The sequence below is a fragment of the Aeromonas sp. 601039 genome (genome assembly GCF_049174415.1).
Lineage (GTDB): Bacteria > Pseudomonadota > Gammaproteobacteria > Enterobacterales > Aeromonadaceae > Aeromonas > Aeromonas veronii_A.
The window spans coordinates 1-21526 of the sequence record NZ_JAAKTL010000034.1; the positions used below are offsets into that span (position 1 = coordinate 1).

A 21526-nucleotide genomic window follows, 5' to 3' on the forward strand; every position below is an offset into this window, starting at 1 on the left:
CTTGTCATTGAACACCTCAGGTCATGGTGGCGACTGTACCACCTAAAATGGTGTCCGGGATGATTAGACCACTACAGTTTGCCCTGATCACGAAAGTGCCACATAGGAGGCAATCAATGTGGCGGCGTGATAATCCGCAGGGGGAGTGGTAACCGCGTCTTGCCAAACAAGGGTATGACCAAAGGGGGATATTGAGATGAGGGGCCATCTCGATATCGATTAGTTGTGAAATCGTGGCTGGGGCAAGATAGCAGGTACAGGTTTCATGTAGGGGCGTAATGTCTCTCTCAATGCATTGAGAAGAGTTAATCAAGGTATGTAATTAGAGAGGTATGCAGACAAGGCAATCCGCATTGCGGTGGCGTAGCAGGGGTATATCAGCGACGCCCTACAGTGAAATGGTCGGTATGCCGGTATCAGTACCCAGCATCCCATTCGGGCAATAAAAAAGGCGGGATATCCCGCCTTTGTTCAAATGAGGGTCGCAACCCCTATTTATTCGCAGGCAACCTGCATCACCTTGATGGCCAGACCGCCACGGGAGGTTTCACGGTACTTGGAGTCCATGTCCTTGCCGGTGATGTACATGGTCTCGATCACCTTGTCCAGGGAGACGCGCGGCTTGGAGGTACGACGCAGGGCCATACGGGAGGCGTTGACCGCTTTCATGGCTGCGATGGCGTTACGTTCGATGCAAGGCACCTGTACCTGACCGGCAACCGGATCACAGGTCAGACCCAGGTTGTGTTCCATGCCGATCTCGGCAGCTTCGCAGACGTGCTCCGGGCTACCGCCCATCAGCTCGGTCAGACCTGCAGCGGCCATGGAGCAGGAGACACCCACTTCACCCTGACAGCCCACTTCGGCGCCGGAGATGGAGGCGTTCATCTTGTAGAGGATGCCGACGGCACCGGCAGCCAGATAGAAACGGGTGTACTCGTCGCGGCCAACCGGCTGGATGAACTTGTCGTAGTAAGCCAGTACGGCCGGGATGATACCGGCAGCGCCGTTGGTCGGTGCAGTGACCACGCGGCCACCGGCAGCGTTCTCTTCACTCACGGCCAGAGCGAACATGTTGACCCAGTCAACGATGTTCATCGGATCGCTTGAGAGGTTCTCGTTGGTGTTGAGCTGACGGTAGAGCGGCGCGGCACGACGGGGTACGCGCAGCGGGCCGGAGAGCACGCCTTCGGTACGGCAGCCGCGCTCGATACCTTCGCGCATGGTGTTCCAGATCTTGCCGAACTTCTTGTAGATCTCTTCCGGAGTGTTGAAGCACTTCTCGTTTTCCATCATCAGGGCAGAGATGGAGAGACCGGTCTGGCTGCAATGGGCAACCAGCTCGGCGGCGCTCTTGAACGGATAGCGTACGGACATGTCGCCGCTGTCAGCCTTGCCGAAGTTCTCTTCGTCAACGATGAAGCCACCACCGATGGAGTAGTAGGTCTTGCTGTAGACCACTTCATCTTCGATCAGGGCGGTCAGCTTCATGCCATTTTCGTGCAGCGGCAGGGCTTCGTCGTGGAATACCATGGCGTCACGCGGGAAGCTGACGGTGTGGCAGTGCAGGCCGATCGGCAGGCGCTCGGTCTGCTCAACACGAGAGATAAACTCGGGGATGGCATCGATATCAACATTTTCCGGCAGGTTGCCAGCCAGGCCCATGATGATGGCAGTGTCGGTATGGTGGCCTTTGCCAGTCCAGGAGAGGGAGCCGTAGACATCGACATTGATCCGGGTTACATCGCGGATCTTGCCGCCCGCGCGCAGCTCGTCAACAAACTGTTTGGCCGCTTTCATCGGGCCAACAGTGTGGGAAGAAGAGGGGCCTACACCGATTTTGAAGATATCAAAAACGCTGATCATGTCACTATTACCTCAGGGTAGAAGGGGGCGGCATGCCCACTCACAGAAATTTGGGAGATCCATGGAACGCGCTTGTCAGCGCAGGTCACAGAACCAGATAACCGTAGTGTAACGGCTCCAGACCTAAAAAAAGTTGAAATAGATCTATTTTTGTTGAATCTGAGGCGCGAGTATAAAATTTATTTTTGTGCTTATCCATTTTGTTAAGCGTTTGCCCATAAAAATACCCGGCGATGCCGGGCATTTCGGAACCAAATGGAGTCATTTGCCGTTTTTTAACATTCGGTAATGTTAACGGCGAGGCCGCCACGGGCCGTCTCCTTGTATTTGGTCTTCATGTCGTTGCCAGTCTCCCACATGGTCTTGATCACCTTGTCGAGCGACACCTTGTGCTCGCCGGTGCCGCGCAGGGCGAGGCGGGCGGCATTGATCGCCTTGACCGCCCCCATGGCGTTGCGTTCGATGCAGGGTACCTGCACCAGTCCGCCTATGGGATCGCAGGTGAGGCCGAGATTGTGCTCCATGCCTATTTCGGCGGCGTTCTCCACCATGGCCGGGCTGCCACCCAGCAGTTCGGTCAGTGCGCCAGCCGCCATGGAACAGGCAACCCCAACCTCACCCTGACAGCCCACTTCGGCCCCGGAGAGGGAGGCGTTCTTCTTATATAAGATGCCGATGGCAGCCGCGGTGAGGAAGTAGCGGATCAGCGTCTCGTCATCCACCTTGTGCACGAAGCGATCGTAGTAGTGCAGCACGGCGGGGATGATGCCCGCAGCGCCATTGGTGGGGGCGGTGACCACCCGGCCACCGGCGGCGTTCTCCTCGTTGACCGCCAGCGCAAAGAGATCGACCCACTCCATCACCATCAGCGGATCCTTGTTGAAGTTGGTCTCGCAGCTTAGCTGGCGGAACAGCCCCGGGGCGCGGCGCCGAACCTTGAGGCCGCCCGGCAGCACCCCTTCGCTCTTGCAGCCACGCTCGACGCAGCCCTGCATCGCCTGCCAGATCTTGCGCAGCCCCGCTTTTATCTGCTCATCGCTGCGAAATACCCGCTCATTGGCGAGGATAAGCCCCGAGATGGAGAGTCCGCTCTCCTGACAGTGGGCCAGTAGCTGGGCGCCGCTGTCGAACGGGTAGGGGACAGGGTGCTCGGCATCGGACTTGGCGGCCTCCTCCTTGGCGGTGGCAAAGTGGCTCTCTTCAATGATGAAGCCGCCCCCGATGGAGTAGTAGGTCTGGCTGAAGCGCAGGTTTTCCTCTTTATCAAAGGCCCGCAGAGTCATGCCGTTGGTGTGGGCCGGCAGGGTCTTGCGGCGGTTGAAGATGATGGCTCCGGTGCGGGGAAAATGGCTTGGTTGTTCGCCTGCCAGCTGCAAGTTCTGCTCCTTTTCCACTCGAGCCAGAATGGCGGGAATCGCATCGATATCGACCGATTCCGGTTCAAAGCCCGACAACCCCAGAATGATCGCCTTGCCAGTGCCGTGCCCTTTGCCGGTCTGGCCCAGCGAGCCGTAACACTCCACTTCGACCCGCGTAACCTGTGGCAGATGCCCTTGCAGCTTGAGCTGCTGGACGAAGGCGTAAGAGGCACGCATGGGGCCGACGGTATGGGAAGAGGAGGGGCCAATTCCGATGGAAAACAGGTCAAACACGCTGATCATGACATCAATCCGGTGATGGTTTATGTCTGTTTATTCTAGGATTTTTGATGTGGATAGGAAGCGGGGATGTGCGGTGCTGTGACATGGACACAGATAATGGGGCTGGGGGGATCAAGAAAGTTGAAGGGGCTGATCCCCTTCAACCGGCCTGATCAGTCGAGAAATTCACACAGATAAGCTGTGGGGGTTTTCACTTCCAGTTTGAAGGAGGAGTGACCGGCCACCAGGAAGGATTCACCCTGGCTGTAGGTGTGCCACTCATCTTCATCAGCCAGCTGGATGGTGAGGGCGCCCTTGATCACTGTCATCCGTTCGGGGGCGGCGGTGTTGAACAGGTAGTCACCGGCGTTCATTACCCCGACGGTTGATTTCTCGCCTTTTTGTTCGAAACCGATGGATTTTACATTTCCGTCGAAATACTCGTTAACTTTCAGCATCTTTACATCCCTGTGTGTACGTTTGTGCAGCCAAACTAGCACAATCTTTTGCCAGTTGTCATGGGGGATGAGGTAAAAATCGCCGAGGCCGCTTTGAATCTTCACTTTTTCGCAAACTTATTAATAGCCAAGGTTAATGATTTGCTGATTTAAAACAGCAATTAAATGTGAGATAACACGCGCAAACAGGGGAATGGGCAGCCGCTCATTCCCCTGTTTGGTTAATTGCACTGGGAAAAGTGTGAATTTTGCTACATAAAGGAACATATTGTGTTAACTAAAGGACTCATTAAAAACATCGGCTTCCAGGTTGTGGTCGCCATGGTACTGGGCGCAGTGGTCGGCGCGTTCATGGGTGAACAAGCCACCGTGTTTGCACCGCTCGGTACCCTGTTTATCCAACTGATCAAAATGCTGGTGATCCCGCTGGTGGCGGTTGCCATCCTCTCCGGCGCCGCCAATCTGGGCGCCAGCCCGGCTGCGGGCAAGATCGGGGCGGCGACGCTGGCCTTCTTCCTCGTGACCTCAGCGTTGGCCGTGTTGCTGGCGCTGGTGATGGGGCAGATCTTCAAACCGGGTGTCGGGGTCGATTTCGCTTCCGTTGCCTCCATGTTTGGCGGTGACTACGCCGATAAAGGGGCGCTGCCGGATGCAGTCGCCACCTTGCTTGGCATGATCCCCACCAACGTCTTCAACTCCCTCAACGAAGCGAATATCCTGCAGATCCTGGTGTTCTGCATGTTCCTCGGCATTGCGCTGGCCAAACAGCCGCGCGAGCGGGCCAAGCCGCTGGTCGATGGGCTCAATACCCTGGTGGATGCCTTCGTCTGGATGATCAACAAGGTGATGATCATCGCGCCGCTCGGGGTGTTCGGTCTGATGGCGGAAGCCATCGGAACCTATGGCTTCGATGTGCTGACCCTGGTACTCAAGCTGTTCGTGGTCTATGTGGCTGCCATCCTCATCTTCGGCTTCGTGGTCTATCCGCTGCTGGTTATGATGTTCTCCAACACGCCGGTGATGAAGTACCTCTCTGCCATGAAGAAGCCGCAGATCGTGGCCTTCTCCACCGCCTCTTCCATGGCGACCCTGCCGGTCAATATGGAGACCTGCGAGCATGATCTGAAAGTGACCAACGCGACCGCCTCCTTCGTGTTGCCGCTGGGTGCCACCATCAACATGAGTGGCAACGCCATCTATTACGGCCTGGTCGCCATCTTCTTCGCGCAGGTTTACAACATCGATCTGAGCGTCGGCGCCTGGGCGGCCATCATTGTGACCTCCACTCTGGGGGCGATCGGTCAGGCCGGTGTGCCGGGCCCAAGCTTCCTGGTGGTTGCCGTGCTGCTGGCGGCCGGGATCCCCATTGAAGGGTTGCCGCTGCTGTTCGCGCTGGATCGTCTGTTCGACATGATCCGCACCTCCCTCAATATCACCGGCGATGCGGCCTGTGCTGTCATTGTTGACCGCTTTAGCCCGGAATATGACCCAGAGCGCTGGAACAAGGCATAATTGCTTTGAGCTGGACTGAGATATAACAGCCCTGAGCTGACACTGCGTAACGCGAGCCCCTGCCATGATGGCGGGGGCTTTTTATATCTGCCGGACAAGCATCAGAGCAAAGGTGTGCACAAGAGATTGCTGACGGATTTAGCTGTGTTGAATGGATAGCACAGGAGGGGAAAGCATCAGTTGTGGGCATGGGCCGTATGGCGTTAACCGGCCTGTTGTAGATGCCGGGGTAGGGGATTGTCAAACGGCGGGTAACAAAAAGGGGAGCCTCGCTCCCCTCGGATATGATCTGCTGCTGGTTCTACTCCATCAGGCCATATGGTTAAACCATCCTGGTTACACCCTTGTGGCGAAAGAAACAGCGTCAACGTGATGAAATCATATCTATGTTGACCATCTCGGCATTGTCACTGAAAAGCGCCAGTTGGTGGCGATTAAACAGACATGGCAAAGAAGGTCAGTCCGGATTGATGCCTCTCTATCCGGCTCAGAACTGTGACAGTGAGGGCAGAGAGACAGCAACCAGGGTGAAAAACACCGTGAAAACGGCAGTAACGACAAACTCTTTCATTTTTCTCTCCCTAAGTTGTTGGTTGATGTAGTCAAGATACCATAACAAGGGGGTAAAACAAGGTGTAAATTGATAAAATGGCCACTTTATGTTCTTGGTTGGTTGAAATGGCTGTTTTTGTCATGTTGAGCTGATTTTATCACCTGCTCTGGCATGGTAGGCATTCAAGATTCTGTTTTTATGATTATTTCATTTAAATTCAATTGGTTGGTGAGATGCTGGTTGGCTTGGTGGTGGGTCTTGTATGGAGCTTTAGTGGCGTTTTATAAGTTTTCACCCTTGCAACAGTGCCATTGAGGCCATAAAAAGTGTGTAAGGCCATAGTTTGACGATTCCTGACGTAGATAGCTCATCCAAAAGAAGTCTATGGAGACAATCTGGTTGCCAGCCCTTGTCGTACCATCACTTTATCAGTCCGGAGTCTCCGCATTTATACAGCAATACACTGGGTTCATAGGGAGGAGAGCGGTGCATCGGGGGGATACAGAGTAGCAGCTGGCTGTTTTATCACCGCCAATTTTCCCGTCGGTCTCGGTATAGACATGGCCGCAGCAAGAGTGAGGTGCGCAATAGGCCAGAGGCGCACTCTCTGGCTGGGCGCGAGTAGCGATTTGCGTAGCCGGTGCATATGTGTGAGTCATGTGAGTGCAATACGAGCGCAGCGCCGGAGCATGGCTGGGGAAGATATCTGAATTCCTTCTACAAGATTGAGATATAAAAAGCGGCGTATGACGAGGAGGCTGAACAAGCTAGTTTCAGGGTCGACAGAGCACAGGTCAACGCAATCCGGTTTGCAGTGATAAAACATCCACGACAATACCGGAACTCTGTTCGTAGGCTGAAGCCGGTTGCTGTGAGGAGAGGAAGGCTAGTGATCAGTCAGATGGCGCAAGGGTTGGAATCAGGCAACCCGTATGGTGAGGGCCACACAGCGTGTCGATGCCCCCGTTTTTGTAAGATATTAAAAAACCCTCCGATGGAGGGTTTTTGTCATCAACAGCCGGTAAAAAGCCGCGAGGCTTAGAACAGGGTGGTGGAGAGGTTGTAAAGCTCCTGATCGAACGGACGCTTCATGTTCTCGATGCAGTCGATGATGTCGTGGTGTACCAGCTCGTTGCGCTGGATACCGACGCAGCGACCACCGTGACCAGCCAGCAGCTGCTCAACGGCGTAAGCACCCATACGGCTGGACATGATGCGGTCACGAGCAGTCGGGGCTCCGCCACGCTGGATGTGGCCCAGGATGGTGGCGCGAGTTTCACGACCGGTCAGGGCTTCGATGTCCTTGGCCAGCGCGTTCACGTCGGTAACGTGCTCGCAGATGGTGATGATGGCGTGCTTCTTGCCCTTGGCTTCGCCTTCCTTGATCTGCTTGAGCAGCTTCTCTTTGTCGAAGGCTACTTCCGGCACGATCACATACTCGGCACCACCGGCAACGGCGGCAGACATGGCCAGATCGCCACAGTGGCGACCCATGATCTCGACCACGGAGATACGGTGGTGGGAGCTGCAGGTGTCGCGCAGGCGGTCGATGGCGTCAACCACCACGTTCAGGGCAGTATCAAAGCCGATGGTGAAGTCGGTACCGGCGATGTCGTTGTCGATGGTGCCCGGCAGGCCGATGCAGGGGAAACCCTCTTCGGTCAGCTTCTTGGCACCCATGTAGGAGCCGTCACCACCGATGACGACCAACGCGTCGATACCGTGCTTTTTCAGGTTTTCGATCGCTTCGGCGCGCACTGCGGGGTCTTTGAAGGCAGGGAAACGGGCGGAGCCGAGGAAAGTACCACCACGGTTCACCACGTCGGAGACGCTGTGACGCTCTAGCTTGACGATGCGATCCTGGTGCAGACCGAGGTAGCCATCATAAATACCGTAAACTTCCAGGCCATGATGCAAACCGGCGCGAACCACGGCGCGAATGGCTGCGTTCATACCCGGTGCGTCGCCACCACTGGTCAAAACACCAATACGTTTGATTTGTTTGGTCATGAGTGCCTCTGGATCTGAGTTGTCAAATACGAATGTTTAAATAGACAAGCCACTTTTACTATATCGGCTTTCATATGGGATGCGGGGGCCACCATAGGAAAAGCGATACAAGAGAGGGGACGAGCCCCTCTCTTTGCCGTAATCAACGATTACTTGGCAGCGCCAGCGATGATCTGGGAGAAGTCGTCCACTTTCAGGGACGCACCACCGACCAGGCCACCGTCGATGTCCGGCTGACCGAACAGGTCGGCTGCAGTGGCGCCAGTGACGGAACCGCCGTACAGGATCTGTACTTTGGCAGCAACGGCGGCATCAAAACCGGCCAGGTACTGACGGATGTGAGCGTGAACGGACTGAGCGATCTCCGGAGTGGCAGTCTTGCCAGTACCGATGGCCCATACCGGCTCGTAAGCGATAACGGCGTTGTTGAAGGAGGCGATACCGCAACGGTCGATAACGGCTTTCAGCTGGGTCTCAACCACGTTCTTGGTCACGCCGGCTTCGAATTGCTCCAGAGTTTCACCGATGCACAGAACCGGGATCAGGCCGCCTTTCTGGATCGCTTCGTACTTGGCAGCAACCACGTCGTCACTCTCTGCGTGCAGGGTACGACGCTCGCTGTGGCCGACCAGAGAGTAGGTGCAACCAAAGGCTTTCAGCATGGAGGGGGCGTTTTCGCCGGTGAAGGCACCAGACTCGTGAACGTCAGCGTTCTGGGCACCGTAGGCAATCTTGCTGCCAGCGGTCAGTTGCTCAACCAGACCCAAAAAGATAACCGGCGGGCAGACGGCGACTTGTACAGAAGGATGAGCGGCAGCAGCCGGGGTCAGTCCTTTGATCAGAGCTTCTACAGAAGCCTTGGTGCCGTTCAGTTTCCAGTTACCCATTACCAGGTGCTGTCTCATCTTGTATATCTCCTAGGCATTTGATTGCGCGACATTATATGAATTGAACCGAGCCCAAGATAGCTGACCCGGCGGCAAATGACGTAATTTTTTTTCGCTTTCCTGATCCAAATCAGGAATGAAACGCTTGATCGCTCATTCGTTAACCTGCCCCCGCAAGCGAGCCCACCATACCCCAATCCATTCGTGGATGGCAGCTTCGGAATACATCAGATAACGCCCTTTGGGTAAATAACTGTAGAGGGGCTGGGGTACCTGGCTCTGCTTGGCGGTGTAGTCGGTGGGGGCTGGCACGGCCTTGAGTCCCTGACCCTGATAGAGGGCCATGGCACGCGGCAAATGAGTGGCCGAGCTGACCAGCGCCACCTCTTTTCCTTTCAGATGGCGACTGATACTGACCGCCTCATCATGAGTGTCTTTGTTGTTTTCAAACAACGTCATCCGCGCGCGGGGAATGCCGAGACTCTCGGCCATCCGGGCATTGACCTCGGCATTGGAGAGGGGATCTCCCGATACATAGCCCGAAAAGACAAGCTCTGCCTGCGGATACGCCTGGGCCAGCCGTACCCCCTCGAGGGTGCGAGCCAGTGCAATATTGTTTTGCCAGGAGCGCTCGGGCACCGCCGGATCGCTGACATGGCCATTGCCGAGCACCACGATGGCGTCGATGTTGGGATGCTGGCTCACCTCGAATGGCGGGAAGGTTTGTTCCAGCCCGCGGGCCAGTTCATAGCTCACCGGCCGCATCCCCATCAGCGCCACAATGAGCAGCGAGAGGGTGGCCAGCAGCTTGCCGGTTTTCTGAAAACGGGTGAACCAGAGCAGCAGCAGGGCGACCAGCAGCAGGGAGAGGGAGAAGGGGAGCGGCATCAACAGCTGACCCAGCCACTTTTTGAGCACAAACACGACAGACACTTCCTTGAGTTTTCAGCAAATTCGGGATGTGACAGAATACCTCTCTTTTTTGGGATGGCCACAACCCTGTGGCGCTAATGTTGAGTTTCTCCTTGAAGCACGATCAGAGTTTTGACGGGCGCGCCGACAAGTTCGCCCGCAACATTTACGACTCCACCAAGGGGCGCATCCGCACCACCATTGTCTGGAGCGACATCGAAGCCTGCCTGGCCCGCCTTGGCAACCGACCGCTGCGCATCCTCGATGCGGGGGGCGGGTTTGGTTATTTCGCCCAGAAGCTGGCGGCCATGGGCCATCAGGTGGAGCTGTGCGATCTGTCAGCAGAAATGCTGGAACTGGCCCGCAGCCAGATCGCCGAGAAGGGGCTGGAAGACAAAATCCGTCTCATCCATTGCCCCATTCAGGATCTGAAGCAACACGTGACCGGTACCTTTGATCTGGTGCTCTGCCATGCGGTGCTGGAGTGGCTCGCCGAGCCGCGCCAGACCTTGCTGGGTCTGTTCCCTTTCGTCAATGCCGGGGGCATACTGTCGCTGCTTTTCTACAACCGTCATGGCTTGCTGTTCCAGAGCTTGGTGGTGGGCAATTTTGACTATGTGCGCCTTGGCCTTCGCAAGAAGCGGCAGACAGCGCTTACGCCCACCAATCCCCAATTGCCGGAGCTGGTCTATGACTGGATTGGTCGCGGGGGGCTGCGCATCATCGGCAAGACGGGGGTGCGGGTCATCCACGACTATATGCGTCACAAGCAGGATCAGGTGGAGAAGTTCGACGATCTGCTGGCCATGGAGCAGCAATATTGCCGTCAGGAGCCTTTTGTCGCCCTCGGTCGCTATATCCATGTGATGGCCCAGAAGCCGGCCAGCTGATTGCTCGCGGTTCACGTCGATGTGAACCATGTTTTCGATGCTACCGGATGTAGCCGCGCGCAAGGCTTTGCGCCCAATACAACAACGAGATGACAACATCATGATGAGTACATCCCGTACCCTGCCAGAGCGTTCTTTGCCGGAGCTAGTAGGGTGGGTCAGGCAGGAGGGGTTGGCGTTGAGCCTGCCGACCGACCGGCTGGCCTTTCTGATTGCAATCAAGACCCTGTCCGAAGATGAGTCGGACCTGTCGGAGGCGGCGCTGCACGACGCCTTTGGCTATGTCAGCAGCGCCTTCGGCCAAATGGACGAGACCCTCACCGGTCGCGCCAACAACGCCATCAACGATCTCATTCGCCAGCAGCTGCTGTCGCGTTTCAACACCGACATGGTGGCGGGGGAGAGCCTCTACCGCCTGTCGCGCCTAGGTGTGAGCATCGTCGACTTCTTTATGGATCAGCGTCAGGTTGACTCCATTAAGCTCTCCATTCTGCTCGAGCATCTGGCTTCCGAGCTCGACACCGCCCGCAAGGCGGCGCTCGAGACCAACACCCGTGAGCAGTGGGATGCCGAGGTGCTGCCGCGCCTCACCTTCTCGCTGGAAGAGACGCTGGGGCGCATCGATCTCACCCAGCGCGCCATGGATGAGCAGCAGAATCAGGTCAAGAGCGAGATTGCGGCCCTGCTGACCCAGAACTGGGTCGATGCCATTCACAGCTGCGAAAAGCTGCTGCACGAGACCGGCCAGACCCTGCGCGAGCTGCAGGATACCCTGGACGCTGCCGGCCACCGCCTGCAGGCAGGGCTGCTCAATATTCAGGAAGCGGCGCAGGGGCGCGACGATCTGTTCCACGTCGAGGAGCTGACTCACGCCTTGCAAGGTCGTCTTGACGTCATCACCAGCTGGGGTCAGCAGTGCATCGAGCTCTGGTCCCGCTACGACAGGCACGTCCACAAATTTATCCGCAACGCCATCGACATGGACAAGAACCGCGCCTTCAGCCAGCGGCTGCGCGAGTCCATCCGCAATTTCGAGCAGCACAACTGGCAGCTGCGGGTGGCCGAAGAGCCCCGTCTGCTGGAGCTGCGCGACGAAACCATCGCTATCCACGACGAGGAGGTAACCGGTGAGGTGCCCCTCGAGATGGAGTACGTCGAGATGGTGGACATCAACCAGGAGCTGGCCGAGCGTATCGAGCGCTATCTGGCCCGCTACCCCGAGCAGGGCCAGCAGCTGGATCTGGCCGATGTGCTGCGGGAATACCTGCTGGACTACCCGGCTCATGCCCACTTCGATGTGGCGCGTCTTCTGATCGACCAGGCCGTGCGCCTGGGCCATGCCAGCGGCGAGCGCGAACTGCATCGCCAACCCGCATGGAAACCCATTAACCAAGCTGGATCCAAGGTTCAGGCCTATGTCATTGATCAATTCTGAGTTTCCCTTGCCGCTGCGTCTTGCAGAGGCGATTGCCAACCCCTTGTTTCCGCGCATCGACACCGCCTTGCGCTCCGGTCGCCACATCAGTGCCGACGAGTTCGAGCAGCATTCGGCGCTGGTCGAATATCACAGCGAGCTGGAGATCTTCTACGGCCGCTATCAGGTGGAGCTGATCAAGGCGCCGGAAGGCTTCTTCTATCTGCGTCCGCGCCCGAGCTCTGACATCGGCACCACTGTGCTCTCCGAGCTCGATATGCTGGTGGGCAAGGTGCTCTGCTACCTCTACCTGAGCCCGGATCGTCTGGCTTCCGAAGGGGTATTCGCCATGGCCGAGCTGCAAGAAGAGGTGCTGAGCCTCGCCGACGAGAAGCAGCTGCTGCGAATGGTCAACAGCCGCTCCGGCGGTACCGATCTCGACAAGAAGAAGTTGCTCGAAAAGATCCGTACCTCCATGCGCCGTCTGCGTCGCCTTGGCATGATCACCGCCCTTGGCAACGGGGATAAATTCCGGGTCAACGAATCGGTATTCCGTTTCGCCGCTGACGTGCGCTCCGATGAAGATCCGCGTGCCGTTCAGCTGCGGATGATCCAGGAGGGTGAAGCCATCTTCCACGACGACGAAATGCCGAGCAGCGACTCGCTCTTTGATGACATCGAGGCGGATCTCGATGAAGAACAACTGGATCTGGAGGTATAACCGGTGCGAGGCAAGTTCAAATCCCTGACCATGGTCAACTGGAACGGCTTCTTTGCCCGGACCTTCGATCTCGACCAGCTGGTCACCACCCTTTCCGGCGGCAACGGCGCGGGCAAGTCCACCACCATGGCGGCCTTTATCGCGGCGCTCATCCCCGACCAGTCACTGCTCCATTTCCGCAATACCACGGAAGCGGGATCGAGCAGTGCTTCCCGTGACAAAGGGCTCTACGGCAAGCTGCAGCGCGGCCACTGCTATTCCCTTCTGGAAGTGATGAACAGCCGCGAACAGCGGATCTGGGTCGGTGTCCACCTCGAACAGGTGGCCAACCGCGACAACAAGGTCAACATCACCCCGTTTGCGCTGGTGGATGTGCCGGAGAATCTGGCACCGACCGATCTGCTGCTGGAGAAGCTTGATGGCGGCAAGGGGCGGGTACGCGCCTTTACCGATCTGAAAGGGGCGGCCGCCGAGCTGGGGGCGTTGAAAGTCGCCAAATTCAATACGGTGACCGACTATCACAACTTCATGTTCGAGTTTGGCATCACCCCGAAGAAGCTGCGTGACCAGAAGGATCGCGGCAAGTTCTATCGCCTGATCGAAGCTTCTCTCTACGGCGGCATCTCCTCCTCCATCAGCCGTTCTCTGCGCGAATACCTGCTGCCGGAGAACTCCGGGGTGCGCAAGGCGTTTGCAGACATGGAGGCGGCCATCTATGAAAACCGCCGCACGCTGGAAGCGATCAAGGAGACCCAGGGTCAGCGGGATCTGTTCAAGAACCTGATCACCGAGACCACCCACTATGTGGCGGCGGACTATGTGCGCAACGCCGCCGAGAAGAGCCGCCTCTCCGAGCTGGCCCTCAAGGCGCGCCAGGAGCTGGCCGACAAGCGCCGCATTCTGGCCGAAGAGAAACAGCGCGCCATCTATCTGGCCGACGAGGTGGAGCAGCTCACCAACCGCGAAAAATTGCTGACCGACGAGCTGGAGTCTGCCTCCGAGCATCTGGCCAAGGTGATGGCGGCTGTCAGTTTGCAGAAGAAGATCGAGATGTATCGTGCCGATCTGGCGGATCTCTCTGACAAACTCGAGCAGCAGCAAGCGGTGGTGGAGGAGATCCACGGCCAGCTGCTGGAGGTGGAAGAGCGCAAGGAGCTGGCGCAGGCAGAAGTCGACAGCCTCAAGACCCAGCTGGCCGACTACCAGCAGGCGCTCGATATTCAGCAGACCCGCGCCATCCAGTACCGTCAAGCGGTGCAGGCGCTGGAAGCTGCCCGCGAGCAGTGCGAGCTGCCGGGGCTGACCGCCGAACAGGCGAGCGACACCCTGCACCAGTTCCGCGCAGCCGAGCAGAGCCTCACCAGCCGGGTGCTGGGGGCCGAACAACAGCTGGCGCTGGCCAAGGCAGCGGTGGCCGAGCACGAAGCGGCGCTGGCGCTGCTTTTGAGCATCGCCCCCGAAACAGTGCGCGAGGCCGCTTGGCCCACCGCGCAGGCGCTGCTCAAGCGTCACATCGAAGACAAGGCCCGTATTGCCCAGGGGCAGGGGCTGCGCGCCGCGCTGGCTCGCCTCGAGAAAGAGAGCGAAAGCCAGAAAAATCTCTTCAAGTTGCGTGACGAGCTGCAGCAGGCCTCTGGCCAGCTGATTGCCAGCAGCGATGAGCTGGAGATCTTCCTCGAAGCCCAACGCACCCGTCAGGAGGAGCTCTCCGAGCAGCAGGCGGAGGTGAACCAGCGCCGCGCCAGCCTCGAGCATCAGGGTGCCCAGCTGGGCCGCGATATTGCGGAGCTCACCAAGCTGGCGCCGCGCTGGCTCAAATCCTTTGAAAAACTCGAGCAGCTGCGCGAACAGAGCGGTTTGCCGCTCGCCACTGCCGAAGAGCTTTCGGCCGGTATGCAGACAGTGCTCGACAAGGAGCGCGAGTTCGAACAGGAGAGCAACCGCATCGCGGCGCAGAAACAGGCGCTGGAGCTGCAAATTCGCAACCTGCAGTTGGGCGCAGGGGAGGCGGATCCCCGTCTTGCCCGCATCGCCGAGCAAGTGGGGGGCGTGCTGCTCTCCGATGTCTACGACGACATCTCCATCGACGATGCCCCTTACTACTCCGCGCTCTATGGCCCGGCTCGCAGCGCCCTGGTGGTGCTCGACCTTGAGGGTGCCATCGAGCGGCTGAAAAAGCTGGAGGATTGCCCGGAAGATATCTACCTCATTCAGGGCAACCCCGACTCCTTTGACGAGGATTTGGTAGAAGCGGACGAGCTGGGAGACGCCGTGCTGGTGCGCACCAGCAAGCGTCAGGTGCGCTTCTCCCGCTACCCCGAGCTGCCGCTGTTTGGTCGCGCCGCCCGGGAAAAGCGGATCGAGCAGCTCGACCTTGAACGCGAAGGGCTCATCGAGGGTTACGCCAAGGCCGCTTTCGAGCAGCAGAAGTACCACCGTCTCTACGGTCACTTCCGCGACTTTATCGGTCAGCATCTGGATATCGCCTTCCGCCCCGACCCCGAAGCCGAAGTGCAAGCCAAACAGGCCGAACTGCGCGCGCTGCAAGGGGCCATCGGTGAGTGCGACAAGCAGCTGGCCGAGGCCAAAGCGGCTGCCGCCCAGCTGACTCGCCATATCCAGCTGGTGCAGGGGATGCTGCCGTTTGCCCATTTGTTTGCCGAGACTGACCTTGCAGTTCGCCTCGAGGCGGCTCACGCCGATGTGGAAGCCCTGAAACAGGCCGAAGCCTTTATCGCCAAGCACGGCAAGTCGCTGGAAAAACTGGAAACCATGGTGCAGGTGCTGCGTCAGGATCCGCAGGATCTTGCGGCGCTGCAGGCAGCTTACGATGAGGTGAGCGACTTGCTGGCCGAGCAGAAGCGCCGTTGCTACGCCCTCGATCAGCTGGTGGCCCGTCTGCCGCACTTTGCCTATCAGGATGCGCAAGACCTGCTGGGCAAGGCCTCCGAGATGAGCGAGCGGCTCAAAGAGAAGCTGAAAGCGGCCGAGCTTGCCGCCCGCACCGCTGGCGAGCAGCACAAGCAGATTGCCCTGCGCCACACCGAGGCGTTGCAGCTGCGCACCGCCCTCAACTCCAGCGTCGAGGCCAAGCGTCAGACCCTGACCGAGTTCGAGCAGGAGCTGGCGGCCATGGGGCTGACCCTCTCTGACGATATGGAAGAGAAGGCGCGTGCCCACAAGAAAGAGATCGAAGAGCTGCTGATCCGCACCCGTTCCCGTCGCACCAGCGCCGAGGCCCAGCTGCAGGTCACCAAGCGGGAGATCGAATCCCTTGGCGGCCGTCTCAAGCTCGAAGGCAAGGATTACTACGGCGCCCGTAAATCCCTGGTGGGTCACAAGGCAAGCTGGTCGCGGGTGGTGCGTCTGGCGCGGGAGACCGACGTCGAGAAGCGCCTCAACAAGCGCGAACTGGCTTATCTAGACAGCGACGAGCTGCGTTCCATGTCGGACAAGGCCCTCGGCGCCCTGCGGGTAGCGGTGGCCCACGACGAAGCTCTGCGCGATGCACTGCGTCTCTCCGAGGGCAACCGCAGCACCGAGCAGAAGGTGGCCTTCTACGTGCAGGTATACCGCTACCTTAAAGATCGCATTCGTAACGACATCATCCGCTCCGATGATCCGGTGGAAGCGATCGAGGAGATGGAGATCGAGCTGGCCCGTCTCGCTGACGAGCTCAAGCAGCGGGAAACCCATCTGTCGCTCTCCTCCCACGAGGTGGCGGCCAAGATCACCAACATCATCCGCCGCGAGCAGAACCGCATCCGGGTGCTCAACCAGGGCTTGCAGAACATCGCCTTCGGTCTGGTGCGCGGAGTGCGCCTCAACGTCAATATCCGCGAGGCTCACACCCGTCTGCTGACGGCGCTGGCCGACCAAACCGCTATGCACAACGATCTGTTCGCCGACAAGGAGCTCAGCTTCTCCGAGGCGATGGCCAAGCTGTTCCAGCGCCTGAATCCGCAGATCGAGCAGGGGGATCGCAGCTATCAGGTGATGGGCGACGTGCTGCTCGACTATCGCAACTATCTGGAGCTGGAGATCGAGGTGCAGCGCGGGGCCGATGGCTGGCTGCGGGCCGAGAGCGGCGCGCTCTCCACCGGTGAGGCGATCGGTACCGGTCAGGCCATCCTCTTGATGGTGCTGATCAGCTGGGAGGAGGAGTCACGCCGTCTGCGTGGCAAGGATATCGCCCCCTGCCGTCTGCTGTTCCTCGACGAAGCGGCCCGTCTGGATGGCAAATCCATCGCCACCCTGTTCGAGCTGTGCGAGCGGCAGGATATGCAGCTGCTTATCGCGGCGCCCGAGAACATCAGTCCCGAGAAGGGCACCACCTACAAGCTCATCCGCAAGGTACAGGGCAAGCACGAGCACGTGCATGTGGTGGGTCTGCGTGGCTTCGGCTTCGCCGACGACAAGCTGATCGCCTGACTCTGATGGGCAAATAGCAAGAGAAAAGGGAGGCATTCGCCTCCCTTTTTATTGGAAAAATATGGCAAAGTAGCCGCACCGTCGCTACTGCCTGACAACAAGGCGAGTAACATGGTGAGTGCCTTGGAGCTATGGCAAGGTGAGAGACTGCCTGTGAACGTGTCGCCAGCGTCACCGGCCGCATCGAAGAGTTAAAAATAGCGCAGAGCGAAAAGAAGAGAGGAGAGGGGAAAGGTGCAACATATCCAGAAAGGGCTGCTGTTATCTCTTTGCCTGCTGCTGGCTGCCTGTAGCAGCCGTTATGACGAGAGCCACGGCGGCAGCTGGCGCGGCTATAGCGAAACCGGCTATGCCAGCTATTATGCCGACCGCTATCACGGCAAAAAGACCGCCAGCGGCGAGTTATATCGTAACAACCTCAATAGCGCCGCCCATATGGAATTGCCCTTTGGCGCCATGGTACGGGTCACCAACCTCGCCAACGGCAAGAGTGTAGTGGTCAAGGTCAATGACCGCGGCGCCTTTAAAAGGGGACGTATTATCGATCTCTCCAAATCTGCGTTTAGTGCCATCGGCAATATTCGCGACGGGATTATCAAAGTAAAAATAGAGGTGCTCTAGGCTGGATGAGCCTGTTTATACACGAAAATGGATGTTGATGAATGATATTGGGATGCTGACATCGACCAGTCAGCCTTTCGGTAGATAAAGATATAACATTGATATGTATCAATATTTAATTCAGCTAAAAATGGATTTGTTATCAATGGAAAAAATCGATGATCGTGATTGATATTTATTTTAGCTTATCTCGCCTGTTCGGCCTTACTATGGGGCAAAAGGAGGGATTAGTGATGATTATCTATGGTAAATATGGTGGTGCAGCGCTGAGAGCTGTTCATCTGATGGTGCAGAATAATTATGGGCATGCCACCGCTTGGGATATGGCTATTGCTGAAGCATTTGGTGATGATATTAGTACAGGGAAATTCAAGAATAATCCAAAGGTAACTTTTTTGACTCTTTGCAGTCTTGGTTGTATCAGTTGCATCATGCCAGTTCATTATGTAGCTGCGACCAAAACCAGAGCATATGTGTTGGCTGCCATTGATTTATTGTCACACAAGGATATTACCAAACCGATCAATCCCGAGCAGTTATGGCTGGAAGTGGTCTCTGCCTGTAAGAGCGGCAAGGTTGTTAAGCATAACAATCAGATGGATGTCATTCTGACACTCTGGTATGCCGGTGTGCTCAATCCCGAGTGGGATAGGGATGCCATCAGGATAGACTATCGACGAATATAAAAAAGCCAAGGTAATGAATACCTTGGCCATGAAACATCAATTGGTTCTGGTCAGGGATGCACTATCGGAGTGTGCGAATGGCTTGCCATACACCATCAGGTTGGTGGTTTGACTGTATTTGAGGAGATCTTTCTCTGAGAAGTCCAGAGTCATCGAGAAATCCGTGGTGGAATCATTAATGGTCATATAATTGCTTTCCGCAATACCGCGCTTGCCCGTCTTGAACTCGATTTTGTTACCCGCTTTGCCTTCAGTGACCACACAGACTGCACGGGGTATACAGTATGAGTTGTAAACAAGCTGATTAGTCTTGTCATAAATCAGATAGCCGCGTTGGTCATGAAATTTCCCATTATCGCTTTTTCTGAATACTTCCTGTTTGTAATACATGGCTACCAGATATTGTTCGCTGGCATTTTTAGCATCGGCTGCCGGTTCAAAAGTAATGACTTCGTAAAAGGGTTCCACTGCCGGCCCCCCTTTGCCAACTTTGCTACCCTCCTGGCCGGGTGCTACATCTACACCACCAGCATCGGTGCTTTTCCATGTGCCAGCCAACTGAGCTAATGGACCAAAATCCAGACCGTTGATAATAGTGCTGGACTCTGCGTGAGCGAGCGTGGCACAGGTAATTAATGCTATGGGTAAGATAACTTTATTCATTGTGATAACTCCATCACTAATAATGACTTGCGAATAAATATGTTCAGCAAAGTAATTGTTATAACGCACCAAGGGTGTGGTCAATGATATTGAGTGATAGTGGTTCGTTTTTGTGATGTATGATTTGCTTTTTCGTGGCTAAATAAATTGAATTTGATATAAGACAATGTTGTATTTTTTCATCGCGCTTCCTCAGATATATCGTGATAGAGATAAAGGAACATTGACATGATGCGATGATTATTATGTCAACGGCGTGAATATTTCACTCAGCCCCATCAATTGAAGGCGATAGCCACTAACTCTGTGGCACCCTGACCCCTTTATCGAGATAGAGGCTGCTGTAGTGGACGCGGTGGGTGACAAACATCACCTGATGGCGGCTGCCGTCGGAGAGGATAACAAAATCCCCCGCCTGAGCGGGGCTCTGCAAGGTGATCTCCTGCTCGGGGGCGGTCAGGCGATCGACATCTTCCTTGAAAGTGAGGGTGTAAGAGTACATATGGCGCTCCACTGCTGGCTCATATCAAACACTCCGTTGAAGGTAGTTGCTGGCATGGGCGCGCGCGGCGCCCGATTGGCGCTGTTAGACCAAATATCAGCGATGAGAACGTGCGTGGCTTCAGTCGGGTTGTTCTGCTGAGGTGCGCTTGAGGCGTTTACATCAAGGCCATTGGTATCAAAACGATGGTAAAGGGGCGAAAGGGGGATGAAAAAACCGCCTATTGGCGGTTTTTCTTATGCGGTGGGCCCTACTTCAGGGCCTTCTTCAGCTTCTTGATCTTGCCTTCATGCTTGGCAATTTTCTCAAGACGAGCGGCGATCTTCTTCTTGATCTCTTTCTTGCTTGCTTTGGCCATCGGTGGCGCTCCTTTGCAGTGGGGACACATCAAGTGTCAGTGTGGGTCTTCCCTTTGACGTCCCAGAGTGCCACAGGGCTCCTGTGTGAACCAGCATTCTGTTGCTTTAATAGCCAGTTCGCTATAACTGCAAGGGGCTGAGCCAGCGCAGCAGTTGCTGGCCAACCTGTGGGTTGGCGAGCAGGGCCATATGGCTGGTGCGATAGACAATCAGGGTATGGGCAGGAAGAAAAGCCAGCTGATGGCGCGCTTCGTTGTGCTGACCGAGGGCACTGCGTAGCGGCACCAGTCCATCGCCAATCAGCCGGTCGGCCAGCAGGCTGCGCTTGGCGGCAGTGGTCGCGGCGATGGCATAACAGTTGACGCTGCAGGGTAAGGGGAGTGGAACGCGGGGATCGCGCAAGGGCACGGCGGGGTCGGGTTGGGCCACTTCGTCGATCACCTTGCCGTGGCGCAGATCCTTGATGCCTGCACTGCGCAGCCGCGCCAGTCTGACGAAGGGTTCGCTGTAGGCGGTAGCGGGCAACAACTGTTCCAGCCAGTGACCTGCATGTTCGAGCGGTGCGCCGTGGTGTGGTGTGCCGAGAAATATCAGGTTGGCAAGGCGTGCAGGCCAGGTGAGCCCGGCCACGCCGGCATGGTGGCAGGCGCTGCGTGCAACCAGTCCCCCCATGCTGTAGCCCATTATCGTTATCTCTTTGAGCTCTCCCGGCCAGTAGGCGAACAGCTCCTCCAGCAACAGGGCAAGTAGCTGCCCGTTATGTGCGATAGGCAGGCCCGAGTTGTAGCGCAAGTAAAGAGGCAGATAGCCAAGCGCGGCGGCAAGTTGCTCCCCGTGATTGACCGGTTTGCCTTGATGCTCGGTCTTCCACTGCAGATCGTTCATGCAGAGGCCATGGATCATCAGCAGCACCCGTCCCTCGCGGGGTAGATCCTTTGGCATCGCTTGCCAATCGAGGGGCTTGCCCTGATAGCGCAGGATCATGGGGGTGGCGAGAGCATTGTGGTGCTCGACCAGCTTGTCCCCCAACACGCCGTTGAGCGTGGCGATCAGGGCCGCGCGTTTCGGGGTTTCGGGGATCTGGTGGGGCGGCGGTGTGGCTGGCAGGCGGCTGAGCAGTTCGTTGATGCCGCTGCCCAGGGTGTTGGCGGCACCATGTACCCCCTTGTAGACCAGCCCGGTGATCCCGGCTGTTTTTCCCTCATCCCGTCCCTTGAGCCCCATACCGCTCAGTACCGCCTGATGCACTGCTTCGGTGATCTCTACCGCGGCGGGCAGCGCCAGAGTCAGCAGGTGCGCCAGTTCGCGGATATCCGAAAGATGCCAAGAAGAGGATGGCGATGGGTCTGTGGCGTCGGTCATGGCAAGCCCTTGTGGAAGCGGGTATCGCGTTGTCGTGCC

Annotated in this window: 16 protein-coding genes; 7 read left to right on the top strand and 9 right to left on the bottom strand. The window is 57.1% G+C overall.

Annotated features, from left to right (window positions below; all coding sequences use genetic code 11):
• Positions 1 to 495 precede the first annotated feature (495 nt).
• From G5195_RS19120 to G5195_RS19130, 3 genes are all read right to left on the bottom strand, one after another.
• Complete coding sequence (locus G5195_RS19120) at positions 496 to 1866, bottom strand: L-serine ammonia-lyase (protein WP_005336844.1); 1371 nt, start codon at positions 1864 to 1866, stop codon at positions 496 to 498.
• A gap of 275 nt (positions 1867 to 2141) precedes the next feature.
• On the bottom strand, positions 2142 to 3527 hold the full coding sequence (locus G5195_RS19125; protein ID WP_113740008.1) for an L-serine ammonia-lyase: 1386 nt from the start codon (positions 3525 to 3527) through the stop codon (positions 2142 to 2144).
• A 152-nt stretch (positions 3528 to 3679) separates the two neighbouring features.
• Positions 3680 to 3964, bottom strand: a complete 285-nt coding sequence (locus G5195_RS19130) for a pyrimidine/purine nucleoside phosphorylase (protein ID WP_005336842.1) — start codon at positions 3962 to 3964, stop codon at positions 3680 to 3682.
• Between the two features lie 270 nt (positions 3965 to 4234).
• Here G5195_RS19130 and G5195_RS19135 point away from each other — a divergent pair, with 270 nt between their 5' ends.
• Positions 4235 to 5476 carry a dicarboxylate/amino acid:cation symporter gene (locus G5195_RS19135; protein WP_005360943.1) on the top strand — a complete coding sequence of 414 codons (1242 nt, stop codon included), beginning with the start codon at positions 4235 to 4237 and terminating at the stop codon, positions 5474 to 5476.
• Positions 5477 to 7067: 1591 nt separating this feature from the next.
• Here the strand turns inward: G5195_RS19135 and pfkA are convergent.
• The 3 genes from pfkA to elyC all read right to left on the bottom strand — a co-directional run bounded on the left by pfkA (position 7068) and on the right by elyC (position 9850).
• Positions 7068 to 8039: a 6-phosphofructokinase gene (gene pfkA / locus G5195_RS19140; protein WP_005336840.1), complete on the bottom strand. Its 972-nt coding sequence runs from the start codon at positions 8037 to 8039 to the stop codon at positions 7068 to 7070.
• Between the two features lie 149 nt (positions 8040 to 8188).
• Positions 8189 to 8944 carry a triose-phosphate isomerase gene (tpiA, locus tag G5195_RS19145; RefSeq protein WP_120414341.1) on the bottom strand — a complete coding sequence of 252 codons (756 nt, stop codon included), beginning with the start codon at positions 8942 to 8944 and terminating at the stop codon, positions 8189 to 8191.
• A 135-nt stretch (positions 8945 to 9079) separates the two neighbouring features.
• The gene (gene elyC / locus G5195_RS19150; protein ID WP_421231039.1) at positions 9080 to 9850 is read right to left on the bottom strand and encodes an envelope biogenesis factor ElyC; all 771 of its coding nucleotides are present in this window, start codon (positions 9848 to 9850) and stop codon (positions 9080 to 9082) included.
• A gap of 101 nt (positions 9851 to 9951) precedes the next feature.
• Between elyC and cmoM the strand changes: the two genes are divergently transcribed.
• From cmoM to G5195_RS19180, 6 genes are all read left to right on the top strand, one after another.
• Positions 9952 to 10728, top strand: a complete 777-nt coding sequence (cmoM, locus tag G5195_RS19155; RefSeq protein ID WP_421231038.1) for a tRNA uridine 5-oxyacetic acid(34) methyltransferase CmoM — start codon at positions 9952 to 9954, stop codon at positions 10726 to 10728.
• 100 nt (positions 10729 to 10828) lie between these two features.
• Complete coding sequence (gene mukF / locus G5195_RS19160) at positions 10829 to 12163, top strand: chromosome partition protein MukF (RefSeq protein WP_111901131.1); 1335 nt, start codon at positions 10829 to 10831, stop codon at positions 12161 to 12163.
• Positions 12144 to 12863 (top strand): chromosome partition protein MukE, encoded by a 720-nt coding sequence (gene mukE / locus G5195_RS19165; protein WP_005336835.1) that lies wholly within the window; start codon positions 12144 to 12146, stop codon positions 12861 to 12863. The genes mukF and mukE overlap by 20 nt, the downstream gene beginning before the upstream one ends.
• A gap of 3 nt (positions 12864 to 12866) precedes the next feature.
• A complete protein-coding gene (mukB, locus tag G5195_RS19170; RefSeq protein ID WP_421236394.1) occupies positions 12867 to 17294 on the top strand; it encodes a chromosome partition protein MukB in 4428 nt (1475 codons plus the stop codon).
• A 234-nt stretch (positions 17295 to 17528) separates the two neighbouring features.
• Positions 17529 to 17915, top strand: coding sequence for a septal ring lytic transglycosylase RlpA family protein (locus tag G5195_RS19175; RefSeq protein ID WP_323930707.1), 387 nt, complete (start codon positions 17529 to 17531; stop codon positions 17913 to 17915).
• 158 nt (positions 17916 to 18073) lie between these two features.
• Positions 18074 to 18601 (top strand): DUF6979 family protein, encoded by a 528-nt coding sequence (locus G5195_RS19180; RefSeq protein WP_236727593.1) that lies wholly within the window; start codon positions 18074 to 18076, stop codon positions 18599 to 18601.
• Positions 18602 to 18637: 36 nt separating this feature from the next.
• On the opposite strand, the gene G5195_RS19185 is transcribed toward G5195_RS19180, so the two are convergent.
• From G5195_RS19185 to G5195_RS19195, 3 genes are all read right to left on the bottom strand, one after another.
• Positions 18638 to 19264, bottom strand: coding sequence for a heme-binding beta-barrel domain-containing protein (locus tag G5195_RS19185; protein ID WP_042055942.1), 627 nt, complete (start codon positions 19262 to 19264; stop codon positions 18638 to 18640).
• A gap of 298 nt (positions 19265 to 19562) precedes the next feature.
• Complete coding sequence (locus tag G5195_RS19190) at positions 19563 to 19766, bottom strand: hypothetical protein (RefSeq protein ID WP_245132620.1); 204 nt, start codon at positions 19764 to 19766, stop codon at positions 19563 to 19565.
• Between the two features lie 479 nt (positions 19767 to 20245).
• Positions 20246 to 21487, bottom strand: coding sequence for a lipase family alpha/beta hydrolase (locus G5195_RS19195; RefSeq protein WP_245132622.1), 1242 nt, complete (start codon positions 21485 to 21487; stop codon positions 20246 to 20248).
• Positions 21488 to 21526 lie beyond the last annotated feature (39 nt).

Excerpts from the sequence above, each read along its gene's own strand:
- G5195_RS19120 (WP_005336844.1), bottom strand. The coding sequence starts at position 1,866 with ATGATCAGCGTTTTTGATATCTTCAAAATCGGTGTAGGCCCCTCTTCT.
- G5195_RS19125 (WP_113740008.1), bottom strand. The coding sequence starts at position 3,527 with ATGATCAGCGTGTTTGACCTGTTTTCCATCGGAATTGGCCCCTCCTCT.
- G5195_RS19130 (WP_005336842.1), bottom strand. The coding sequence starts at position 3,964 with ATGCTGAAAGTTAACGAGTATTTCGACGGAAATGTAAAATCCATCGGT.
- pfkA (WP_005336840.1), bottom strand. The coding sequence starts at position 8,039 with ATGACCAAACAAATCAAACGTATTGGTGTTTTGACCAGTGGTGGCGAC.
- tpiA (WP_120414341.1), bottom strand. The coding sequence starts at position 8,944 with ATGAGACAGCACCTGGTAATGGGTAACTGGAAACTGAACGGCACCAAG.
- mukF (WP_111901131.1), top strand. The coding sequence starts at position 10,829 with ATGATGAGTACATCCCGTACCCTGCCAGAGCGTTCTTTGCCGGAGCTA.
- mukE (WP_005336835.1), top strand. The coding sequence starts at position 12,144 with ATGTCATTGATCAATTCTGAGTTTCCCTTGCCGCTGCGTCTTGCAGAG.
- G5195_RS19180 (WP_236727593.1), top strand. The coding sequence starts at position 18,074 with ATGATCGTGATTGATATTTATTTTAGCTTATCTCGCCTGTTCGGCCTT.
- G5195_RS19185 (WP_042055942.1), bottom strand. The coding sequence starts at position 19,264 with ATGAATAAAGTTATCTTACCCATAGCATTAATTACCTGTGCCACGCTC.
- G5195_RS19190 (WP_245132620.1), bottom strand. The coding sequence starts at position 19,766 with ATGTACTCTTACACCCTCACTTTCAAGGAAGATGTCGATCGCCTGACC.
- G5195_RS19195 (WP_245132622.1), bottom strand. The coding sequence starts at position 21,487 with ATGACCGACGCCACAGACCCATCGCCATCCTCTTCTTGGCATCTTTCG.